Raw genomic sequence first — 15871 nt, forward strand, 5'->3', positions numbered from 1 at the left:
AAATCTCTATAATGCCACCTCGCTGACACGGGATGGCTTCGTAAGAAACCAAAACGAATCAGCAGGTCAAATTAGCCAAGCTAAGCGCTTGAAAAAAGTTTTGAAAATAGTGGTTGACACTAAAACTTAAATCGCTAAAATGGCCGTCCGATTTGAGCGAAGCTCAAAAAGGAAAAGCTCTTTAACAATTTAAACCTATCAATCTGTGTGGGCACTCGTTGATGAATATCAAAAATTGATTCTTAGGAATCACATTGATTTCAATGAACTGAGTGACCAATCGATAATTTATTATCGGCACAGTCAATTCATTACCATTCTGTTGGAATGGTAATAGCTTTAGAATTACATGTTTACTTCGGTAAATATTAGTTTTGAAGTCAGTATTCGTTGAGTCACACCTATTAATTTAGGTAATCAAAACTTTAAATTGAAGAGTTTGATCATGGCTCAGATTGAACGCTGGCGGCAGGCCTAACACATGCAAGTCGAGCGGAAACGACACTAACAATCCTTCGGGTGCGTTAATGGGCGTCGAGCGGCGGACGGGTGAGTAATGCCTAGGAAATTGCCTTGATGTGGGGGATAACCATTGGAAACGATGGCTAATACCGCATAATGCCTACGGGCCAAAGAGGGGGACCTTCGGGCCTCTCGCGTCAAGATATGCCTAGGTGGGATTAGCTAGTTGGTGAGGTAATGGCTCACCAAGGCGACGATCCCTAGCTGGTCTGAGAGGATGATCAGCCACACTGGAACTGAGACACGGTCCAGACTCCTACGGGAGGCAGCAGTGGGGAATATTGCACAATGGGCGAAAGCCTGATGCAGCCATGCCGCGTGTATGAAGAAGGCCTTCGGGTTGTAAAGTACTTTCAGTTGTGAGGAAGGGGGTAGCGTTAATAGCGCTATCTCTTGACGTTAGCAACAGAAGAAGCACCGGCTAACTCCGTGCCAGCAGCCGCGGTAATACGGAGGGTGCGAGCGTTAATCGGAATTACTGGGCGTAAAGCGCATGCAGGTGGTTCATTAAGTCAGATGTGAAAGCCCGGGGCTCAACCTCGGAACTGCATTTGAAACTGGTGAACTAGAGTACTGTAGAGGGGGGTAGAATTTCAGGTGTAGCGGTGAAATGCGTAGAGATCTGAAGGAATACCAGTGGCGAAGGCGGCCCCCTGGACAGATACTGACACTCAGATGCGAAAGCGTGGGGAGCAAACAGGATTAGATACCCTGGTAGTCCACGCCGTAAACGATGTCTACTTGGAGGTTGTGGCCTTGAGCCGTGGCTTTCGGAGCTAACGCGTTAAGTAGACCGCCTGGGGAGTACGGTCGCAAGATTAAAACTCAAATGAATTGACGGGGGCCCGCACAAGCGGTGGAGCATGTGGTTTAATTCGATGCAACGCGAAGAACCTTACCTACTCTTGACATCCAGAGAAGCCAGCGGAGACGCAGGTGTGCCTTCGGGAACTCTGAGACAGGTGCTGCATGGCTGTCGTCAGCTCGTGTTGTGAAATGTTGGGTTAAGTCCCGCAACGAGCGCAACCCTTATCCTTGTTTGCCAGCGAGTAATGTCGGGAACTCCAGGGAGACTGCCGGTGATAAACCGGAGGAAGGTGGGGACGACGTCAAGTCATCATGGCCCTTACGAGTAGGGCTACACACGTGCTACAATGGCGCATACAGAGGGCAGCAAGCTAGCGATAGTGAGCGAATCCCAAAAAGTGCGTCGTAGTCCGGATTGGAGTCTGCAACTCGACTCCATGAAGTCGGAATCGCTAGTAATCGTGAATCAGAATGTCACGGTGAATACGTTCCCGGGCCTTGTACACACCGCCCGTCACACCATGGGAGTGGGCTGCAAAAGAAGTGGGTAGTTTAACCTTTCGGGGAGGACGCTCACCACTTTGTGGTTCATGACTGGGGTGAAGTCGTAACAAGGTAGCCCTAGGGGAACCTGGGGCTGGATCACCTCCTTATACGAAGATATCTTTGATGAGTACCCACACAGATTGATTAGGTTTAGAAAAGTAAAGAGATGAAGAACTCCCAAGTTCTTCGAAGTTTGTTTCTACTTTTAAAGTAGAGATGAATTGCAGTGTCCCGTTCGTCTAGAGGCCTAGGACACCGCCCTTTCACGGCGGTAACAGGGGTTCGACTCCCCTACGGGATACCATTGGGTCGTTAGCTCAGTTGGTAGAGCAGTTGACTTTTAATCAATTGGTCGCAGGTTCGAATCCTGCACGACCCACCATTCTTTCTCCACGAAGGAATTAAAACTATCGTGGGCGATTAGCTCAGTTGGGAGAGCACCTGCCTTACAAGCAGGGGGTCACTGGTTCGAGCCCGGTATCGCCCACCATTCTCTAAATATTCTTGGAAGTTAAATCTCCAAACCACTTCTTATGTCGCTGGTTGGATTTTTCGACTGTGAGAGTCTTTAGAAAATGAACTTCACAAGAAGTCTCATTGCTCTTTAACAATTTGGAAAGCTGACTGATTGATTACTTACGAGTAATTCAATCAAATTTAAAAGTTCTCAATGTTTATCTTTCATTAGATAAACACAACAAACACATTCAAGTGTCTTGTATTCGATTCAAACTTGTTTGAATCACAATTGAGTCCGGCAAACAGTCATTGAGAACTAACCCTTCTTGATGACAACCAAAAACCTTGGTTAGTTGCCATACGCTTATTTGTCTTCACTTTTTAAAGTGAAAGCAAATAGAAACCCTTTCGGGTTGTATGGTTAAGTGACTAAGCGTACACGGTGGATGCCTTGGCAGTCAGAGGCGATGAAAGGCGTAATAACTTGCGATAAGCCCAGATTAGGTAGTAATAACCTTTTGAGTCTGGGATTCCTGAATGGGGAAACCCACTTACATAAGTAAGTATCCTGTTGTGAATACATAGCAACAGGAGGCAAACCGGGGGAACTGAAACATCTAAGTACCCCGAGGAAGAGAAATCAACCGAGATTCCGAAAGTAGCGGCGAGCGAAATTGGATTAGCCCTTAAGCTTTTAATGATGCAGGTGAAGAGTCTGGAAAGTCTCGCAGTAAAGGGTGATAGCCCCGTAACCGACACATCATAATCAGTGAAAACGAGTAGGGCGGGACACGTGATATCCTGTCTGAATATGGGGGGACCATCCTCCAAGGCTAAATACTACTGACTGACCGATAGTGAACCAGTACCGTGAGGGAAAGGCGAAAAGAACCCCTGTGAGGGGAGTGAAATAGAACCTGAAACCGTGTACGTACAAGCAGTAGGAGCACCTTCGTGGTGTGACTGCGTACCTTTTGTATAATGGGTCAGCGACTTAATTTTAGTAGCAAGGTTAACCGTTTAGGGGAGCCGTAGGGAAACCGAGTCTTAACTGGGCGTACAGTTGCTAGGATTAGACCCGAAACCAGGTGATCTAGCCATGGGCAGGTTGAAGGTTGAGTAACATCAACTGGAGGACCGAACCGACTAATGTTGAAAAATTAGCGGATGACTTGTGGCTAGGGGTGAAAGGCCAATCAAACCTGGAGATAGCTGGTTCTCCCCGAAAGCTATTTAGGTAGCGCCTCGGACGAATACTACTGGGGGTAGAGCACTGTTAAGGCTAGGGGGTCATCCCGACTTACCAACCCTTTGCAAACTCCGAATACCAGTAAGTACTATCCGGGAGACACACGGCGGGTGCTAACGTCCGTCGTGGAGAGGGAAACAACCCAGACCGCCAGCTAAGGTCCCAAAGTATAGCTAAGTGGGAAACGATGTGGGAAGGCTCAGACAGCCAGGATGTTGGCTTAGAAGCAGCCATCATTTAAAGAAAGCGTAATAGCTCACTGGTCGAGTCGGCCTGCGCGGAAGATGTAACGGGGCTAAGCTATACACCGAAGCTGCGGCTACGTACCTTAGGGTATGTGGGGTAGGGGAGCGTTCTGTAAGCCGTTGAAGGTGGCCTGTAAGGGCTGCTGGAGGTATCAGAAGTGCGAATGCTGACATGAGTAACGATAAAGGGAGTGAAAAACTCCCTCGCCGGAAGACCAAGGGTTCCTGTCCAACGTTAATCGGGGCAGGGTAAGTCGACTCCTAAGGCGAGGCCGAAAGGCGTAGTCGATGGGAAACGGGTTAATATTCCCGTACTTCTTACAATTGCGATGGGGGGACGGAGAAGGCTAGGTGGGCCTGGCGACGGTTGTCCAGGTTCAAGTACGTAGGCGGGTGGTTTAGGTAAATCCGGACCGCTATTAACGCTGAGATACGATGTCGAGCTACTACGGTAGTGAAGTCATTGATGCCATGCTTCCAGGAAAAGCCTCTAAGCTTCAGATTGTAAGGAATCGTACCCCAAACCGACACAGGTGGTCGGGTAGAGAATACCAAGGCGCTTGAGAGAACTCGGGTGAAGGAACTAGGCAAAATGGTACCGTAACTTCGGGAGAAGGTACGCTCTTATCAGTGAAGTCCCTTGCGGATGGAGCAGACGAGAGTCGCAGATACCAGGTGGCTGCAACTGTTTATTAAAAACACAGCACTGTGCAAAATCGTAAGATGACGTATACGGTGTGACGCCTGCCCGGTGCCGGAAGGTTAATTGATGGGGTTAGACTTCGGTCGAAGCTCTTGATCGAAGCCCCGGTAAACGGCGGCCGTAACTATAACGGTCCTAAGGTAGCGAAATTCCTTGTCGGGTAAGTTCCGACCTGCACGAATGGCGTAATGATGGCCACGCTGTCTCCACCCGAGACTCAGTGAAATTGAAATCGCTGTGAAGATGCAGTGTACCCGCGGCTAGACGGAAAGACCCCGTGAACCTTTACTACAGCTTGGCACTGAACATTGAACCTACATGTGTAGGATAGGTGGGAGACTTTGAAACCGCGTCGCTAGATGTGGTGGAGTCGTCCTTGAAATACCACCCTTGTAGTTTTGATGTTCTAACGTTGGTCCCTGAATCGGGATTACGGACAGTGCCTGGTGGGTAGTTTGACTGGGGCGGTCTCCTCCCAAAGAGTAACGGAGGAGCACGAAGGTGGGCTAAACACGGTTGGACATCGTGTGGTTAGTGCAATGGCATAAGCCCGCTTGACTGCGAGAATGACAATTCGAGCAGGTGCGAAAGCAGGTCATAGTGATCCGGTGGTTCTGAATGGAAGGGCCATCGCTCAACGGATAAAAGGTACTCCGGGGATAACAGGCTGATACCGCCCAAGAGTTCATATCGACGGCGGTGTTTGGCACCTCGATGTCGGCTCATCACATCCTGGGGCTGAAGTCGGTCCCAAGGGTATGGCTGTTCGCCATTTAAAGTGGTACGCGAGCTGGGTTTAGAACGTCGTGAGACAGTTCGGTCCCTATCTGCCGTGGGCGTTGGAAAATTGAAAGGGGCTGCTCCTAGTACGAGAGGACCGGAGTGGACGAACCTCTGGTGTTCGGGTTGTCATGCCAATGGCATTGCCCGGTAGCTAAGTTCGGAATCGATAACCGCTGAAAGCATCTAAGCGGGAAGCGAGCCTTGAGATGAGTTTTCCCTGACGCTATAAGCGTCCTAAAGGGTTGTCGTAGACTACGACGTTGATAGGCAGGGTGTGTAAGTGCTGCGAGGCATTGAGCTAACCTGTACTAATTGCCCGTGAGGCTTAACCATACAACACCCAAGGGGTTTTGTGGACTCAAAGAAAGACCAGACCTTGAATGAGTTTGAAGAGACTTTTAAATACAGTTTTCCGAATTTTAAAATTTGCTTGGCGACCATAGCATTGTGGACCCACCTGATTCCATGCCGAACTCAGAAGTGAAACACAATAGCGCCGATGGTAGTGTGGGGCTTCCCCATGTGAGAGTAGGACATCGCCAGGCTTTAAATTTGAACACTTGTCAGCGACGACAAGTATTCCACTGCGGAGTGGTAGTTCAGTTGGTTAGAATACCGGCCTGTCACGCCGGGGGTCGCGGGTTCGAGTCCCGTCCACTCCGCCACTTATTCGATAACCTCGCCTAGTGCGAGGTTTTTTCGAATCTGAAGTAATGAAAGTTTTAGGGGTGTAGCTCCAATTGGCAGAGCAGCGGATTCCAAATCCGCGTGTTGGGAGTTCGAATCTCTCCACCCCTGCCATATTTAAAGCTCCAGCAGAAATGCTGGAGCTTTTTTGTATCTGTCACTTTTTCAAAGTGACGTTGAGGACCGGAGTGTCAGCCAAGTCGACTATATTGATCCCCATCGAAGCAGAAATCCTAGAGTCTTTTTGATTTATATTTGTTCGATTTTTAATTGATAATTATACCAATTAAAGTAAAAATGTGATCTAATTAAGATTGATGAATTATTGTGAAATTTAGCCATGGATAGCCTTAATAACACTGACTTCAAAAAGCTTGCGAGCCAGCAAAAAACCATTCAGATGAAGATGCGTTTACTTGCTCTCGCACACTTTAAAGACGGCCTCTCTCGTACACAAATTGCAAAATCTCTCAAAGTCAGTCGAACCAGTGTAAATAAATGGGTTCGGATTTTTTTGAAGAAGGCCTAGAAGGACTTCAAGAAAAACCTCGGACTGGTAGGCCTGCATACCTCACCGATGAGCAGCGGGCTCAACTCAGTGCCTTCATAAAAAAAGAAGCTGAATCACCTTCTGGTGGCCGCCTTGTTGGAAGCGATATACATGACTACATCGTTAAACACTTTGACAAGCACTACCACCCTAATTCCATCTATTATCTCCTCGACCACATGGGTTTTTCTTGGATAACTTCTCGTTCCAAACACCCTAAACAATCACAGCAAATACAGGACGATTTTAAAAAAATTCCAAATCGAAACGATCCTTAAGATCCCCGGCCATATTGGGCTAGAGAGTGTTGATGTCTGGTTTCAAGACGAAGCTAGGTTTGGTCAGCAGAACACAACAACACGTCTTTGGGCTACTCGTGGAACGAGACCTCGCGTAGTAAAACAGCAGCAATTTGAATACGCTTATTTGTTTGGCTCAGTGTGCCCATCGAGAGGGATTGGTGAGGCAATGGTCGTCCCTTGGGTTAACAAAGACATCATGATAAACCATCTAGAGCAGATATCTAAAGTCACAGAAAAAGACCGTCATTCAGTGGTAATAATGGATGGCGCAGGATGGCATACCGATGATATTGCTAACCCATTTGATAATGTCAGTATTATCAAATTGCCGCCATACTCACCAGAGCTTAACCCTATAGAGCAAGTGTGGAGTTGGTTAAGGCAACACTATCTAGCAAACCAAAACTTCATTGATTATAACGATATTGTTTCGAAGGTCTGTAGCGCTTGGAATGGATTTCTTGAGTGCAAAGATCGCGTCACAAAAATGTGTACAAGAGATTGGATTGACCTGATCAGTTAATTTTCCGGATTGGTATTACCTACCTTGAATAGAATATTGTCTTAGAAATGTAAGTGCTTACTTATCCCAGTCTCTTTTATAAACAACCAACAGCACAAACTACGCTTCTTTATGAGAACTGTTCTCAATATTTTGTTAAATTTTAGTCGTTATTACTAAAAGGCAACAAATATGGATATCTCCCGTCGTAAGTTTATTCAATCATCTCTCGCTATATCTGCACTCACTGTACTGCCCGCTTGCTCAATGAAACGGTCGGTTGATGAACAAGGAAAGTATGTTTATGACTTAACGGCAGAGCCTTCAACCGCTGAACTCGTGACGGGGTTTGAGACTGATATTCTAGGCTTTAATGGTCAGATTCCAGCACCAACGATTCGATGTCGACAAGGTGAAAAGGTAACGATCCGTTTTACCAACAAGCTATCAGAACCGACAACTATTCATTGGCATGGTTTAAGGATTCCTATCGAAATGGATGGGGTTCCCTTCTTGAGCCAACCACTGATCATGCCAGGTGAAACATTCATTTATGAATTTACGCCACCAGATGCTGGCACGTTTTGGTATCACCCACATATGAACAGCGTTAAGCAGCTTGGTATGGGCTTGGTTGGTCTAATTATCGTAGACGAGAGCATTCCAGTGCAGTTTGATGAAGAGCACGCACTGATGCTTAAACATTGGCATATCGATAAGCAAGGTCAATGGAAAGACTTAATGATTCCAAGACTCAGTGCTCGTATGGGCACTCCAGGAGAGTGGAGTAGCGTTAATGGAATACATGAGCCTGTCTATCAGTTAAAACAACATGCAACGACTAGGCTACGTATCGCTAATGTCGATAATACGATCACTTATCCTATTGCTGTCGAAGGGGCTGAGGCATGGGTGATTGCCATTGATGGTAACCCTGTAAAAACGCCTTGTAAACTGACTCAACATAAAATTGGCCCAGGGATGCGAGTGGATATTGGATTGGTAGCACCCAAAGCAGGTGGGCGAGTGAGCGTCCTTCAAATGAAAGGACGCTTTCCTTTCTCTTTGTGTGAGTTCGAGGTTGTAGATTCAACCCTTGTTGAGAATCGCTCTCTGCCTTCTTTACCCCTTAATCCTGTGCCCAATTTAGATTTGGCTAATGCAGAAGAAATCGACTTTTTATTTGAATGGGAAGGGGCGGTTTCTCCAGTATCTAAAGATGGAAAATCTATGCCTAAGTTTTGGCTAACTAATAAACGAGCATGGGAGGGGATGAGTAAAGATAATATCCCTGAACCGTTGGCGACTTTAGAGCTGGGAAAAACCTATATATTCGATCTTAAGAACGTCACTCAATATCATCACCCGATTCACATTCACGGCCATACATTCACTGTATTGGAACTTGATGGGAAGAAAGTTGAAGAACCTTTCCATACTGATACAGTGTTACTTGGAAAAAATGGCCGAGCTAAAGCTGCATTTGTAGCCGACAACCCTGGCCGCTGGATGTATCATTGTCATGTTATAGAACACATGAAAACGGGTTTGATGGGATATATTGAAGTTAAGTGACACCTGTAACGTTTAATATTTGCGCATGCATTCTTAGTTTCTACCCTCGCTTTTATCGGCGTTAAAGCTAGAATATAGGGATTATTGTTTGGGAGGATTCATGGGTCAGTTATCTATTCTAGGTTTTATCGCCATCGGTGGCGCGTTTGGTGCTTGTTCACGTTACTTGATTTCAGAGTTATGCGTTGTGATGTTAGGGCGTGGTTTTCCTTACGGTACGCTGACTGTTAACGTAATTGGCTCTTTGATTATGGGATTGCTCATCGCCGCGTTTGAAAATGAGATGGTTGCGACGGAGCCGTGGAGACAAATTATCGGTCTTGGTTTCCTTGGAGCCCTGACGACATTTTCTACGTTTTCGATGGATAACGTGCTTCTTATGCAGCAGGGTGCGTTCTTCAAGATGGGGCTCAATGTACTGCTCAATGTGGTTCTCAGTATTTCAGCCGCATGGATCGGCTTCCAACTTCTGATAAAGTCTTAAAACTTTCTTACGATTTGTTAACAACTCGGCTTGGTTTATCCAAGCCGTTTTTATATACTCGATCGTACTTGTCGGAGTGCCATATGGCTGAGACCGTTAACTCGGGATCCGTTGAACCTGATCAGGCTAATACCTGCGAAGGGAACAAGAGTAGATATCTAACTAGAATCCTTCTAGAGATCTATCTCCAGATCACAACTGCATTTTCTTGCTGTGATCCCTCTTGTAGCATCTTATCCGTCAAGCATTTTTATCCCTATAAATAATGGCTAAAAGCCAAGGAAAAATGCTATGTCGAGTCGTAAACAAGCAAGACTGGAAGCGAAGAATTTTATTGATTCTTTATCTGTACAACCTTATCCAAACTCAAAAAAAGCTTACATCCAAGGGTCTCGAGCGGACATTCAAGTCCCTGTCCGAGAAATATCCCTCGCAGATAGCCTTGTTGGTGGCAGCAAAAAAGAGCCTGTATTCGAACCTAATGAGCCAATTCATGTCTACGACACCTCAGGTGTTTATACCGATCCTACGCATGAAATAGACCTTTATAGTGGCCTTCCTAAGTTGCGAGAGCAATGGATTGAAGAGCGTGGTGATACGGAATTGCTCGATGATGTAAGCTCTGTTTACACCAAAGAACGTTTAGAAGATGAAACCCTAGACGACCTTCGTTACGGAAACCTGCCTCGAATTCGTCGCGCTACTGGCGACCAATGTGTAACTCAACTGCATTATGCTCGTCAGGGAATTATCACTCCTGAGATGGAGTACATTGCGATACGTGAGAACATGGGGCGTCAGAAGTTCGCTGATGAACAGCTTAATCACCAACACCCAGGCCATAACTTTGGCGCAAACCTGCCAAAAGAAATTACCCCTGAGTTCGTGCGTAAAGAGGTCGCTGAAGGCCGAGCTATCATCCCTTCAAACATCAACCACCCAGAATCAGAACCTATGATTATTGGCCGAAACTTCTTAGTGAAAGTGAACGCCAATATCGGTAACTCTTCTGTAAGCTCTTCGATTGAAGAAGAAGTTGAGAAGCTAGTATGGTCGACTCGCTGGGGCGGCGATACCGTAATGGATCTTTCTACTGGCCGTAATATCCACGAGACTCGTGAATGGATCCTACGTAATAGCCCAGTGCCGATTGGTACGGTTCCTATGTATCAGGCGCTTGAGAAAGTGAATGGCGTAGCCGAAGACCTTAACTGGGAAGTGATGCGCGATACTTTGATTGAACAAGCGGAGCAGGGCGTTGATTACTTCACTATCCATGCTGGTTTGCTTCTTCGTTATGTTCCTATGACGGCTAAGCGTGTGACAGGTATTGTTTCTCGTGGTGGCTCTATTATCGCGAAATGGTGTCTTGCACATCACCAAGAAAGCTTCCTATACACACACTTCCGCGAGATCTGTGAGATCTGTGCGAAGTACGATGTGGCTTTGTCACTAGGTGACGGCCTACGTCCTGGCTCTATTGCAGATGCCAATGATGAGGCTCAGTTCTCGGAGTTACGTACTCTAGGTGAGTTAACTAAAGTGGCTTGGGAATACGATGTTCAGGTGATCATTGAAGGTCCTGGACATGTACCTATGCATCTTATTAAAGAGAACATGGATGAGCAGTTAGAGCACTGCCATGAAGCGCCTTTCTATACGTTAGGCCCGCTGACCACTGATATTGCACCGGGTTATGACCACATTACCTCTGGTATTGGCGCGGCGATGATTGGTTGGTACGGCTGTGCGATGCTTTGTTATGTAACACCTAAAGAGCATTTGGGCTTACCAAATAAAGAAGATGTGAAGACTGGCTTGATTACTTACAAGCTGGCAGCACATGCAGCAGACTTGGCAAAAGGGCATCCGGGCGCACAAATCCGAGATAATGCATTATCTAAAGCTCGTTTTGAATTCCGTTGGGAAGACCAATTTAATCTAGCTTTAGATCCAGAAACAGCCCGTTCTTTCCACGATGAAACCCTGCCACAAGAATCGGGCAAGGTTGCTCACTTCTGCTCTATGTGTGGACCTAAATTCTGTTCAATGAAGATCTCTCAAGAAGTTCGAGAGTACGCGAAAGACACTGAACAAGTGGCTGCTGATCAGGCTATCGAGATTAAGATGCTTGATAATCCGTTGGAAGGGATGCGTCAGAAATCACAAGAGTTCCGTGATACTGGCTCTGAACTTTATCACCCAGCAGTAGGCGCAAAAAAAGCTCAATTAGAGGAATAATGACAGTGAAGATTCTTATCCCATCTCAAAATATTGAGCTAACGGGAGAGGTGCAAAGCTGTCTATTGGTTGCTAAGCGACAAGGCTTGGCAACCGATGCAGTTGAGTTGGGTGTAAGCCCAACTCAATGCTTCTCTATCGTTGATGCTCAGCAAGCGTTATCTATTGGTTTTGCTCATGATGTTGATTCATTGGCGGAGTGTCGCTCAAGTGAGCTTGATCATATCGTTTATTACAGTCATTCAGTGGCGCTAGCTGGTGTCCGCGATGCCTTGGCACAAACTCCGAATACCATCTATATCGGTGTCTTAGATGACTCAGCTGCATTGGATATCTGGTCACAGCTAGATTCTAATCGTGCTATCAAGAGTGAAACTCCAGCTCATCAGGAGTTAGATAGTCGTGGCCACTTTGCTTGGTTACTTACTTTGTTGGCGTTGGAATTCCCATTAGAAGATGCACTGGTTTTAGCTCGCGCAGCATCTAGTGTTTCACGTGGAACATGGCCAGCAAACTATCAAAACTTTCCTATTCCCGTTCTCGAAGATGAGCGACTGGATATTAGTGTTGGTTGGGCGCACCAAGGAACATCACTGTCGTTCCCGGAATTGAGTAAGAGTAGCCTAGGACTATACCCAGTGGTTGATGATGTTGAGTGGATCGAAAGGCTGCTCAAGCTTGGAATTAACACAGTTCAACTGCGTATTAAGAACCCACAGCAAGCAGATTTAGAACAACAAATCGCGCGATCTATCGAACTCGGTAGAGAGCACAACGCTCAGGTTTTTATCAATGACTATTGGCAATTGGCACTTAAGCATGATGCTTTTGGTGTTCATTTGGGGCAAGAGGACATCGAAGAATCCAACCTATCTCAACTGAGCCAAGCTGGTATTAAGATCGGTCTATCGACTCATGGTTATTACGAGTTGCTACGCATTGTGCAAATCAACCCAAGCTATATTGCGCTGGGGCATATATTCCCAACCACCACTAAGCAGATGCCATCGAAGCCTCAAGGACTTGTGCGTTTATCTATCTATCAGCAGCTGATTGATACTATCCCATACACAGAAGAACTCACCGGTTATCCGACAGTTGCGATTGGTGGAATTGACCAGTCGACGGCCGCACAGGTGTGGAGTTGTGGGGTATCGAGCCTTGCTGTTGTACGTGCGATTACGTTAGCCGAAGACCCAAAACAAGTGATTGAGTTCTTCGAAGCATTAATGGCTGACCGTTCTTCAGGTGCTGCTAAAGAGGTAACTCAGGAGCTAAGTCATGCTGAATGATTTCGAATTCATTCGTTATCAACGACAACTCGCACTTCCTGAAGTGGGTGAGCAAGGGCAACGCAATCTATTAGATAGCCATGTATTGGTCATCGGTTGTGGTGGCTTAGGCAATGCTGCGGCTCTCTATCTTGCGGCTTCCGGTATCGGGAAAATCGTATTAGTTGATGATGATTGTGTGGATTCGTCTAACCTTCAACGACAAGTTGCGTTCAAGGAAAGCCAGTTAGGTTCGCCTAAGGTCGAAGCTCTGAAGCAAAAACTGACTGAGCTTAATGGTCGAAACCAAGTGAGAACCATCAATAGGCGAATGACTCAGAGCCAGCTTGAGCTTGAGGTGATGCTCGCTGATTTGGTGTTGGATTGTACTGACAACTTTGAGTCACGTCAGCAGGTTAACCAAGCATGTTTTGGTAGCAAGACACCTTTGGTTTCTGGTTCTGCGATCGGATGGAAAGGTCAGTTTATTGTCTTTGATTATCAGATGCAGAAAGGGTGCTATCACTGTTTGTTCCCGTTCAGTCATCATCCACAAACGACACGTTGTAGCGATAGCGGCATCATCGGCCCAGTTGTTGGCACCATAGGCAACCTCCAAGCACTGGCAGCGATTCAACGTATTAGCACTGGCGAGTTCCAGGTTGCAACACATCAGCTCAAACTGTTTGATGGTCAGACGATGAACTGGCAAAACTTAAGTGTCACTCAAGATAGTGAATGCCCCGTTTGCTGCACATCTACAGTTAACTATTTAGAAGAAGAAACCCAATGAGCAACATAACGATCTCTATCAATGAGCAACCAGAACAGGTTGCACAATCGTCGTCTCTAGCGGATATCATCCAAGCGCTTTCACTACCCGATCTGGGTTGTGTCTTTGCTATCAATAATGCGGTTGTCCCGCGTAGTCAGTGGCAACAAAGGGTCGTCAATGAAGGCGATGCTATTTCTCTTTTCCAAGCTATTGCAGGAGGCTAACTATGTTAACTATCGCAGATAAAACATTTCAATCACGACTCTTTACTGGAACGGGCAAGTTCGCGAATAAACATTTAATGGCGAGTGCTATCGAAGCTTCCGGTTCTCAACTGGCAACCATGGCGTTGAAGAGAGTTGATATTCGCTCTGAGCAAGATGATATTTTACAGCCCATCATTGATGCTGGCGTGAACTTGTTACCAAATACCTCCGGGGCGAAGAACGCGAAGGATGCCATCTTTGCTGCGCATTTGGCTCGCGAAGCGCTAGGCACAAACTGGCTCAAACTGGAAATTCACCCTGATCCAAAGTACTTGATGCCAGACCCAATTGAGACATTAAAAGCGGCTGAGCAAATGGTTAAAGATGGCTTTGTTGTGTTGCCTTACTGTCATGCTGACCCAGTGTTGTGTAAACGATTGGAAGAGGTGGGTTGTGCTGCGGTTATGCCGCTAGGTGCGCCGATTGGGTCGAACAAAGGTATCGCTTCGGCAGACTTCTTAGAGATCATTATCGACCAAGCGAACGTCCCTGTGATTGTTGACGCTGGTATTGGTGCGCCATCTCATGCTACTCGTGCAATGGAAATGGGCGCGGATGCCGTGTTAGTTAATACTGCAATTGCGGCTTCTCAACAACCCGTTGATATGGCGATTGCTTTTAAACTGGCAGTTGAAGCTGGCCGTATGGCTTACCTTTCTGGTCTTGCTGGACAGGTGTCTCATGCGGTTGCTTCTAGTCCGCTAACTTCATTCCTAGACGAGTAGTGTCCTTATGACGTTTGTTGATCGATTTAAACAGCTCAACTGGGATGACATTGGTATGTCCATCTTCAGTAAAACGGCAGCGGATGTTGAGCGCGCTCTGAGTAAACCTAAACGCGACTTGGAAGACTTTAAGGCTCTTATCTCTCCGGCAGCAGAACCTTACTTAGAGCAGATGGCGCAACAATCGTTGGCACTCACACGCAAGCGATTCGGCAATACAATGTCGTTGTATATTCCATTGTACCTCTCAAACTTATGTGCGAATGCGTGCACGTATTGTGGTTTCTCAATGGAGAACCGCATTAAGCGTCGCACACTTACTTTAGATGAAATCGATGCTGAAAGTGCCGCTATCAAAAAGATGAAGTTTGATAGTGTATTGTTGGTGACTGGTGAACATGAAACCAAGGTCGGGATGAAGTACTTCCGTGAAGTGCTACCGAATATTAAGGCACAATTTAACTATCTTGCGATGGAAGTGCAGCCGCTTGATCAAGATGACTACGCAGAGCTTAAAACTCTCGGCTTAGATGCGGTGATGGTTTACCAAGAAACGTATAGCCCAAGTACCTACGCGGAACACCACTTGCGTGGCAATAAAATGGATTTTGAATACCGGCTCGAAACGCCCGATCGTTTGGCAAAAGCGGGTATTGATAAGATAGGTATTGGCGCTTTGATTGGCTTGGAAGATTGGCGTACCGACTGTTTCTTCGTGGCCGCTCACTTAGACTATCTTGAGCGTACTTATTGGCAAACACGTTACTCGATTTCATTCCCACGTCTTCGTCCGTGTGAGGGTGGTTTGCAGCCTAAATCGATTATGAGTGATAAACAGTTGGTTCAACTTATCTGTGCGTATCGTTTATTAAACCCTGAGGTTGAATTGTCTCTCTCGACTCGTGAGTCTGCAGCTTTCCGTGACAATGTGTTGCCATTGGGAATCACCAGTATGTCGGCTGCGTCTAAAACCCAGCCTGGTGGTTATGCTTCTGATGAAGAAGAACTCGAGCAATTTGAAATAAGTGATGAGCGAAGTGCTGCCGATGTTGAGTCAATGATTCGTCAACGTGGTTTTGATCCTGTGTGGAGAGACTGGCACAGTGCTTACTCTGGTTAGCGAACACGCAGATTTATGTTCCACGTGAAACATCGACGAAGTTAAATCGACAAATAAAA

8 protein-coding genes, 5 tRNA genes, 3 rRNA genes, 1 pseudogene and 1 riboswitch are annotated in these 15871 nt (G+C 46.4%); all 17 genes and pseudogenes read left to right on the top strand.

The window, feature by feature from the left end:
• The first annotated feature begins 427 nt into the window (after positions 1–427).
• Positions 428–1982 (top strand): 16S ribosomal RNA (locus LMH68_RS08210).
• A 121-nt stretch (positions 1983–2103) separates the two neighbouring features.
• Positions 2104–2179 (top strand) — tRNA-Glu (locus LMH68_RS08215).
• 2 nt (positions 2180–2181) lie between these two features.
• Positions 2182–2257: transfer RNA gene (locus LMH68_RS08220), tRNA-Lys, on the top strand.
• 32 nt (positions 2258–2289) lie between these two features.
• Positions 2290–2365 (top strand) — tRNA-Val (locus LMH68_RS08225).
• Between the two features lie 388 nt (positions 2366–2753).
• Positions 2754–5647: ribosomal RNA gene (locus LMH68_RS08230) — 23S ribosomal RNA — on the top strand.
• A 96-nt stretch (positions 5648–5743) separates the two neighbouring features.
• Positions 5744–5859: ribosomal RNA gene (rrf, locus tag LMH68_RS08235) — 5S ribosomal RNA — on the top strand.
• The 16S, 23S and 5S rRNA genes sit together here with 5 tRNA genes alongside, the layout of an rRNA operon.
• A 43-nt stretch (positions 5860–5902) precedes the next feature.
• Positions 5903–5979: transfer RNA gene (locus LMH68_RS08240), tRNA-Asp, on the top strand.
• A 59-nt stretch (positions 5980–6038) separates the two neighbouring features.
• A tRNA-Trp gene (locus LMH68_RS08245) sits at positions 6039–6115 on the top strand.
• A gap of 226 nt (positions 6116–6341) precedes the next feature.
• A pseudogene (locus LMH68_RS08250) lies at positions 6342–7376 on the top strand (IS630 family transposase).
• A gap of 171 nt (positions 7377–7547) precedes the next feature.
• Positions 7548–8930: a multicopper oxidase family protein gene (locus tag LMH68_RS08255; protein ID WP_229648296.1), complete on the top strand. Its 1383-nt coding sequence runs from the start codon at positions 7548–7550 to the stop codon at positions 8928–8930.
• 100 nt (positions 8931–9030) lie between these two features.
• On the top strand, positions 9031–9414 hold the full coding sequence (gene crcB, locus LMH68_RS08260) for a fluoride efflux transporter CrcB (protein ID WP_004736665.1): 384 nt from the start codon (positions 9031–9033) through the stop codon (positions 9412–9414).
• Between the two features lie 62 nt (positions 9415–9476).
• Positions 9477–9575, top strand: a riboswitch (TPP riboswitch).
• Between the two features lie 130 nt (positions 9576–9705).
• Positions 9706–11655, top strand: coding sequence for a phosphomethylpyrimidine synthase ThiC (thiC, locus tag LMH68_RS08265; protein ID WP_229648297.1), 1950 nt, complete (start codon positions 9706–9708; stop codon positions 11653–11655).
• Positions 11655–12947, top strand: a complete 1293-nt coding sequence (locus tag LMH68_RS08270; RefSeq protein ID WP_229648298.1) for a thiamine phosphate synthase — start codon at positions 11655–11657, stop codon at positions 12945–12947. Before thiC ends, LMH68_RS08270 begins: the two co-directional genes overlap by 1 nt.
• The gene (locus LMH68_RS08275) at positions 12937–13719 is read left to right on the top strand and encodes a HesA/MoeB/ThiF family protein (RefSeq protein ID WP_017062994.1); all 783 of its coding nucleotides are present in this window, start codon (positions 12937–12939) and stop codon (positions 13717–13719) included. The genes LMH68_RS08270 and LMH68_RS08275 overlap by 11 nt, the downstream gene beginning before the upstream one ends.
• Positions 13716–13925, top strand: coding sequence for a sulfur carrier protein ThiS (gene thiS, locus LMH68_RS08280; protein ID WP_017061316.1), 210 nt, complete (start codon positions 13716–13718; stop codon positions 13923–13925). The genes LMH68_RS08275 and thiS overlap by 4 nt, the downstream gene beginning before the upstream one ends.
• A 2-nt stretch (positions 13926–13927) precedes the next feature.
• Positions 13928–14692, top strand: a complete 765-nt coding sequence (locus tag LMH68_RS08285) for a thiazole synthase (RefSeq protein ID WP_065584384.1) — start codon at positions 13928–13930, stop codon at positions 14690–14692.
• Positions 14693–14699: 7 nt separating this feature from the next.
• Positions 14700–15812 (top strand): 2-iminoacetate synthase ThiH, encoded by a 1113-nt coding sequence (thiH, locus tag LMH68_RS08290; RefSeq protein WP_017061318.1) that lies wholly within the window; start codon positions 14700–14702, stop codon positions 15810–15812.
• The last annotated feature ends 59 nt before the right edge of the window (positions 15813–15871 follow it).

It is taken from the genome of Vibrio sp. F13 (assembly GCF_020806305.2).
Taxonomy (GTDB): Bacteria; Pseudomonadota; Gammaproteobacteria; order Enterobacterales; family Vibrionaceae; genus Vibrio; species Vibrio crassostreae_C.

Excerpts from the sequence above, each read along its gene's own strand:
- LMH68_RS08255 (WP_229648296.1), top strand. The coding sequence starts at position 7,548 with ATGGATATCTCCCGTCGTAAGTTTATTCAATCATCTCTCGCTATATCT.
- crcB (WP_004736665.1), top strand. The coding sequence starts at position 9,031 with ATGGGTCAGTTATCTATTCTAGGTTTTATCGCCATCGGTGGCGCGTTT.
- thiC (WP_229648297.1), top strand. The coding sequence starts at position 9,706 with ATGTCGAGTCGTAAACAAGCAAGACTGGAAGCGAAGAATTTTATTGAT.
- LMH68_RS08270 (WP_229648298.1), top strand. The coding sequence starts at position 11,655 with ATGACAGTGAAGATTCTTATCCCATCTCAAAATATTGAGCTAACGGGA.
- LMH68_RS08275 (WP_017062994.1), top strand. The coding sequence starts at position 12,937 with ATGCTGAATGATTTCGAATTCATTCGTTATCAACGACAACTCGCACTT.
- thiS (WP_017061316.1), top strand. The coding sequence starts at position 13,716 with ATGAGCAACATAACGATCTCTATCAATGAGCAACCAGAACAGGTTGCA.
- LMH68_RS08285 (WP_065584384.1), top strand. The coding sequence starts at position 13,928 with ATGTTAACTATCGCAGATAAAACATTTCAATCACGACTCTTTACTGGA.
- thiH (WP_017061318.1), top strand. The coding sequence starts at position 14,700 with ATGACGTTTGTTGATCGATTTAAACAGCTCAACTGGGATGACATTGGT.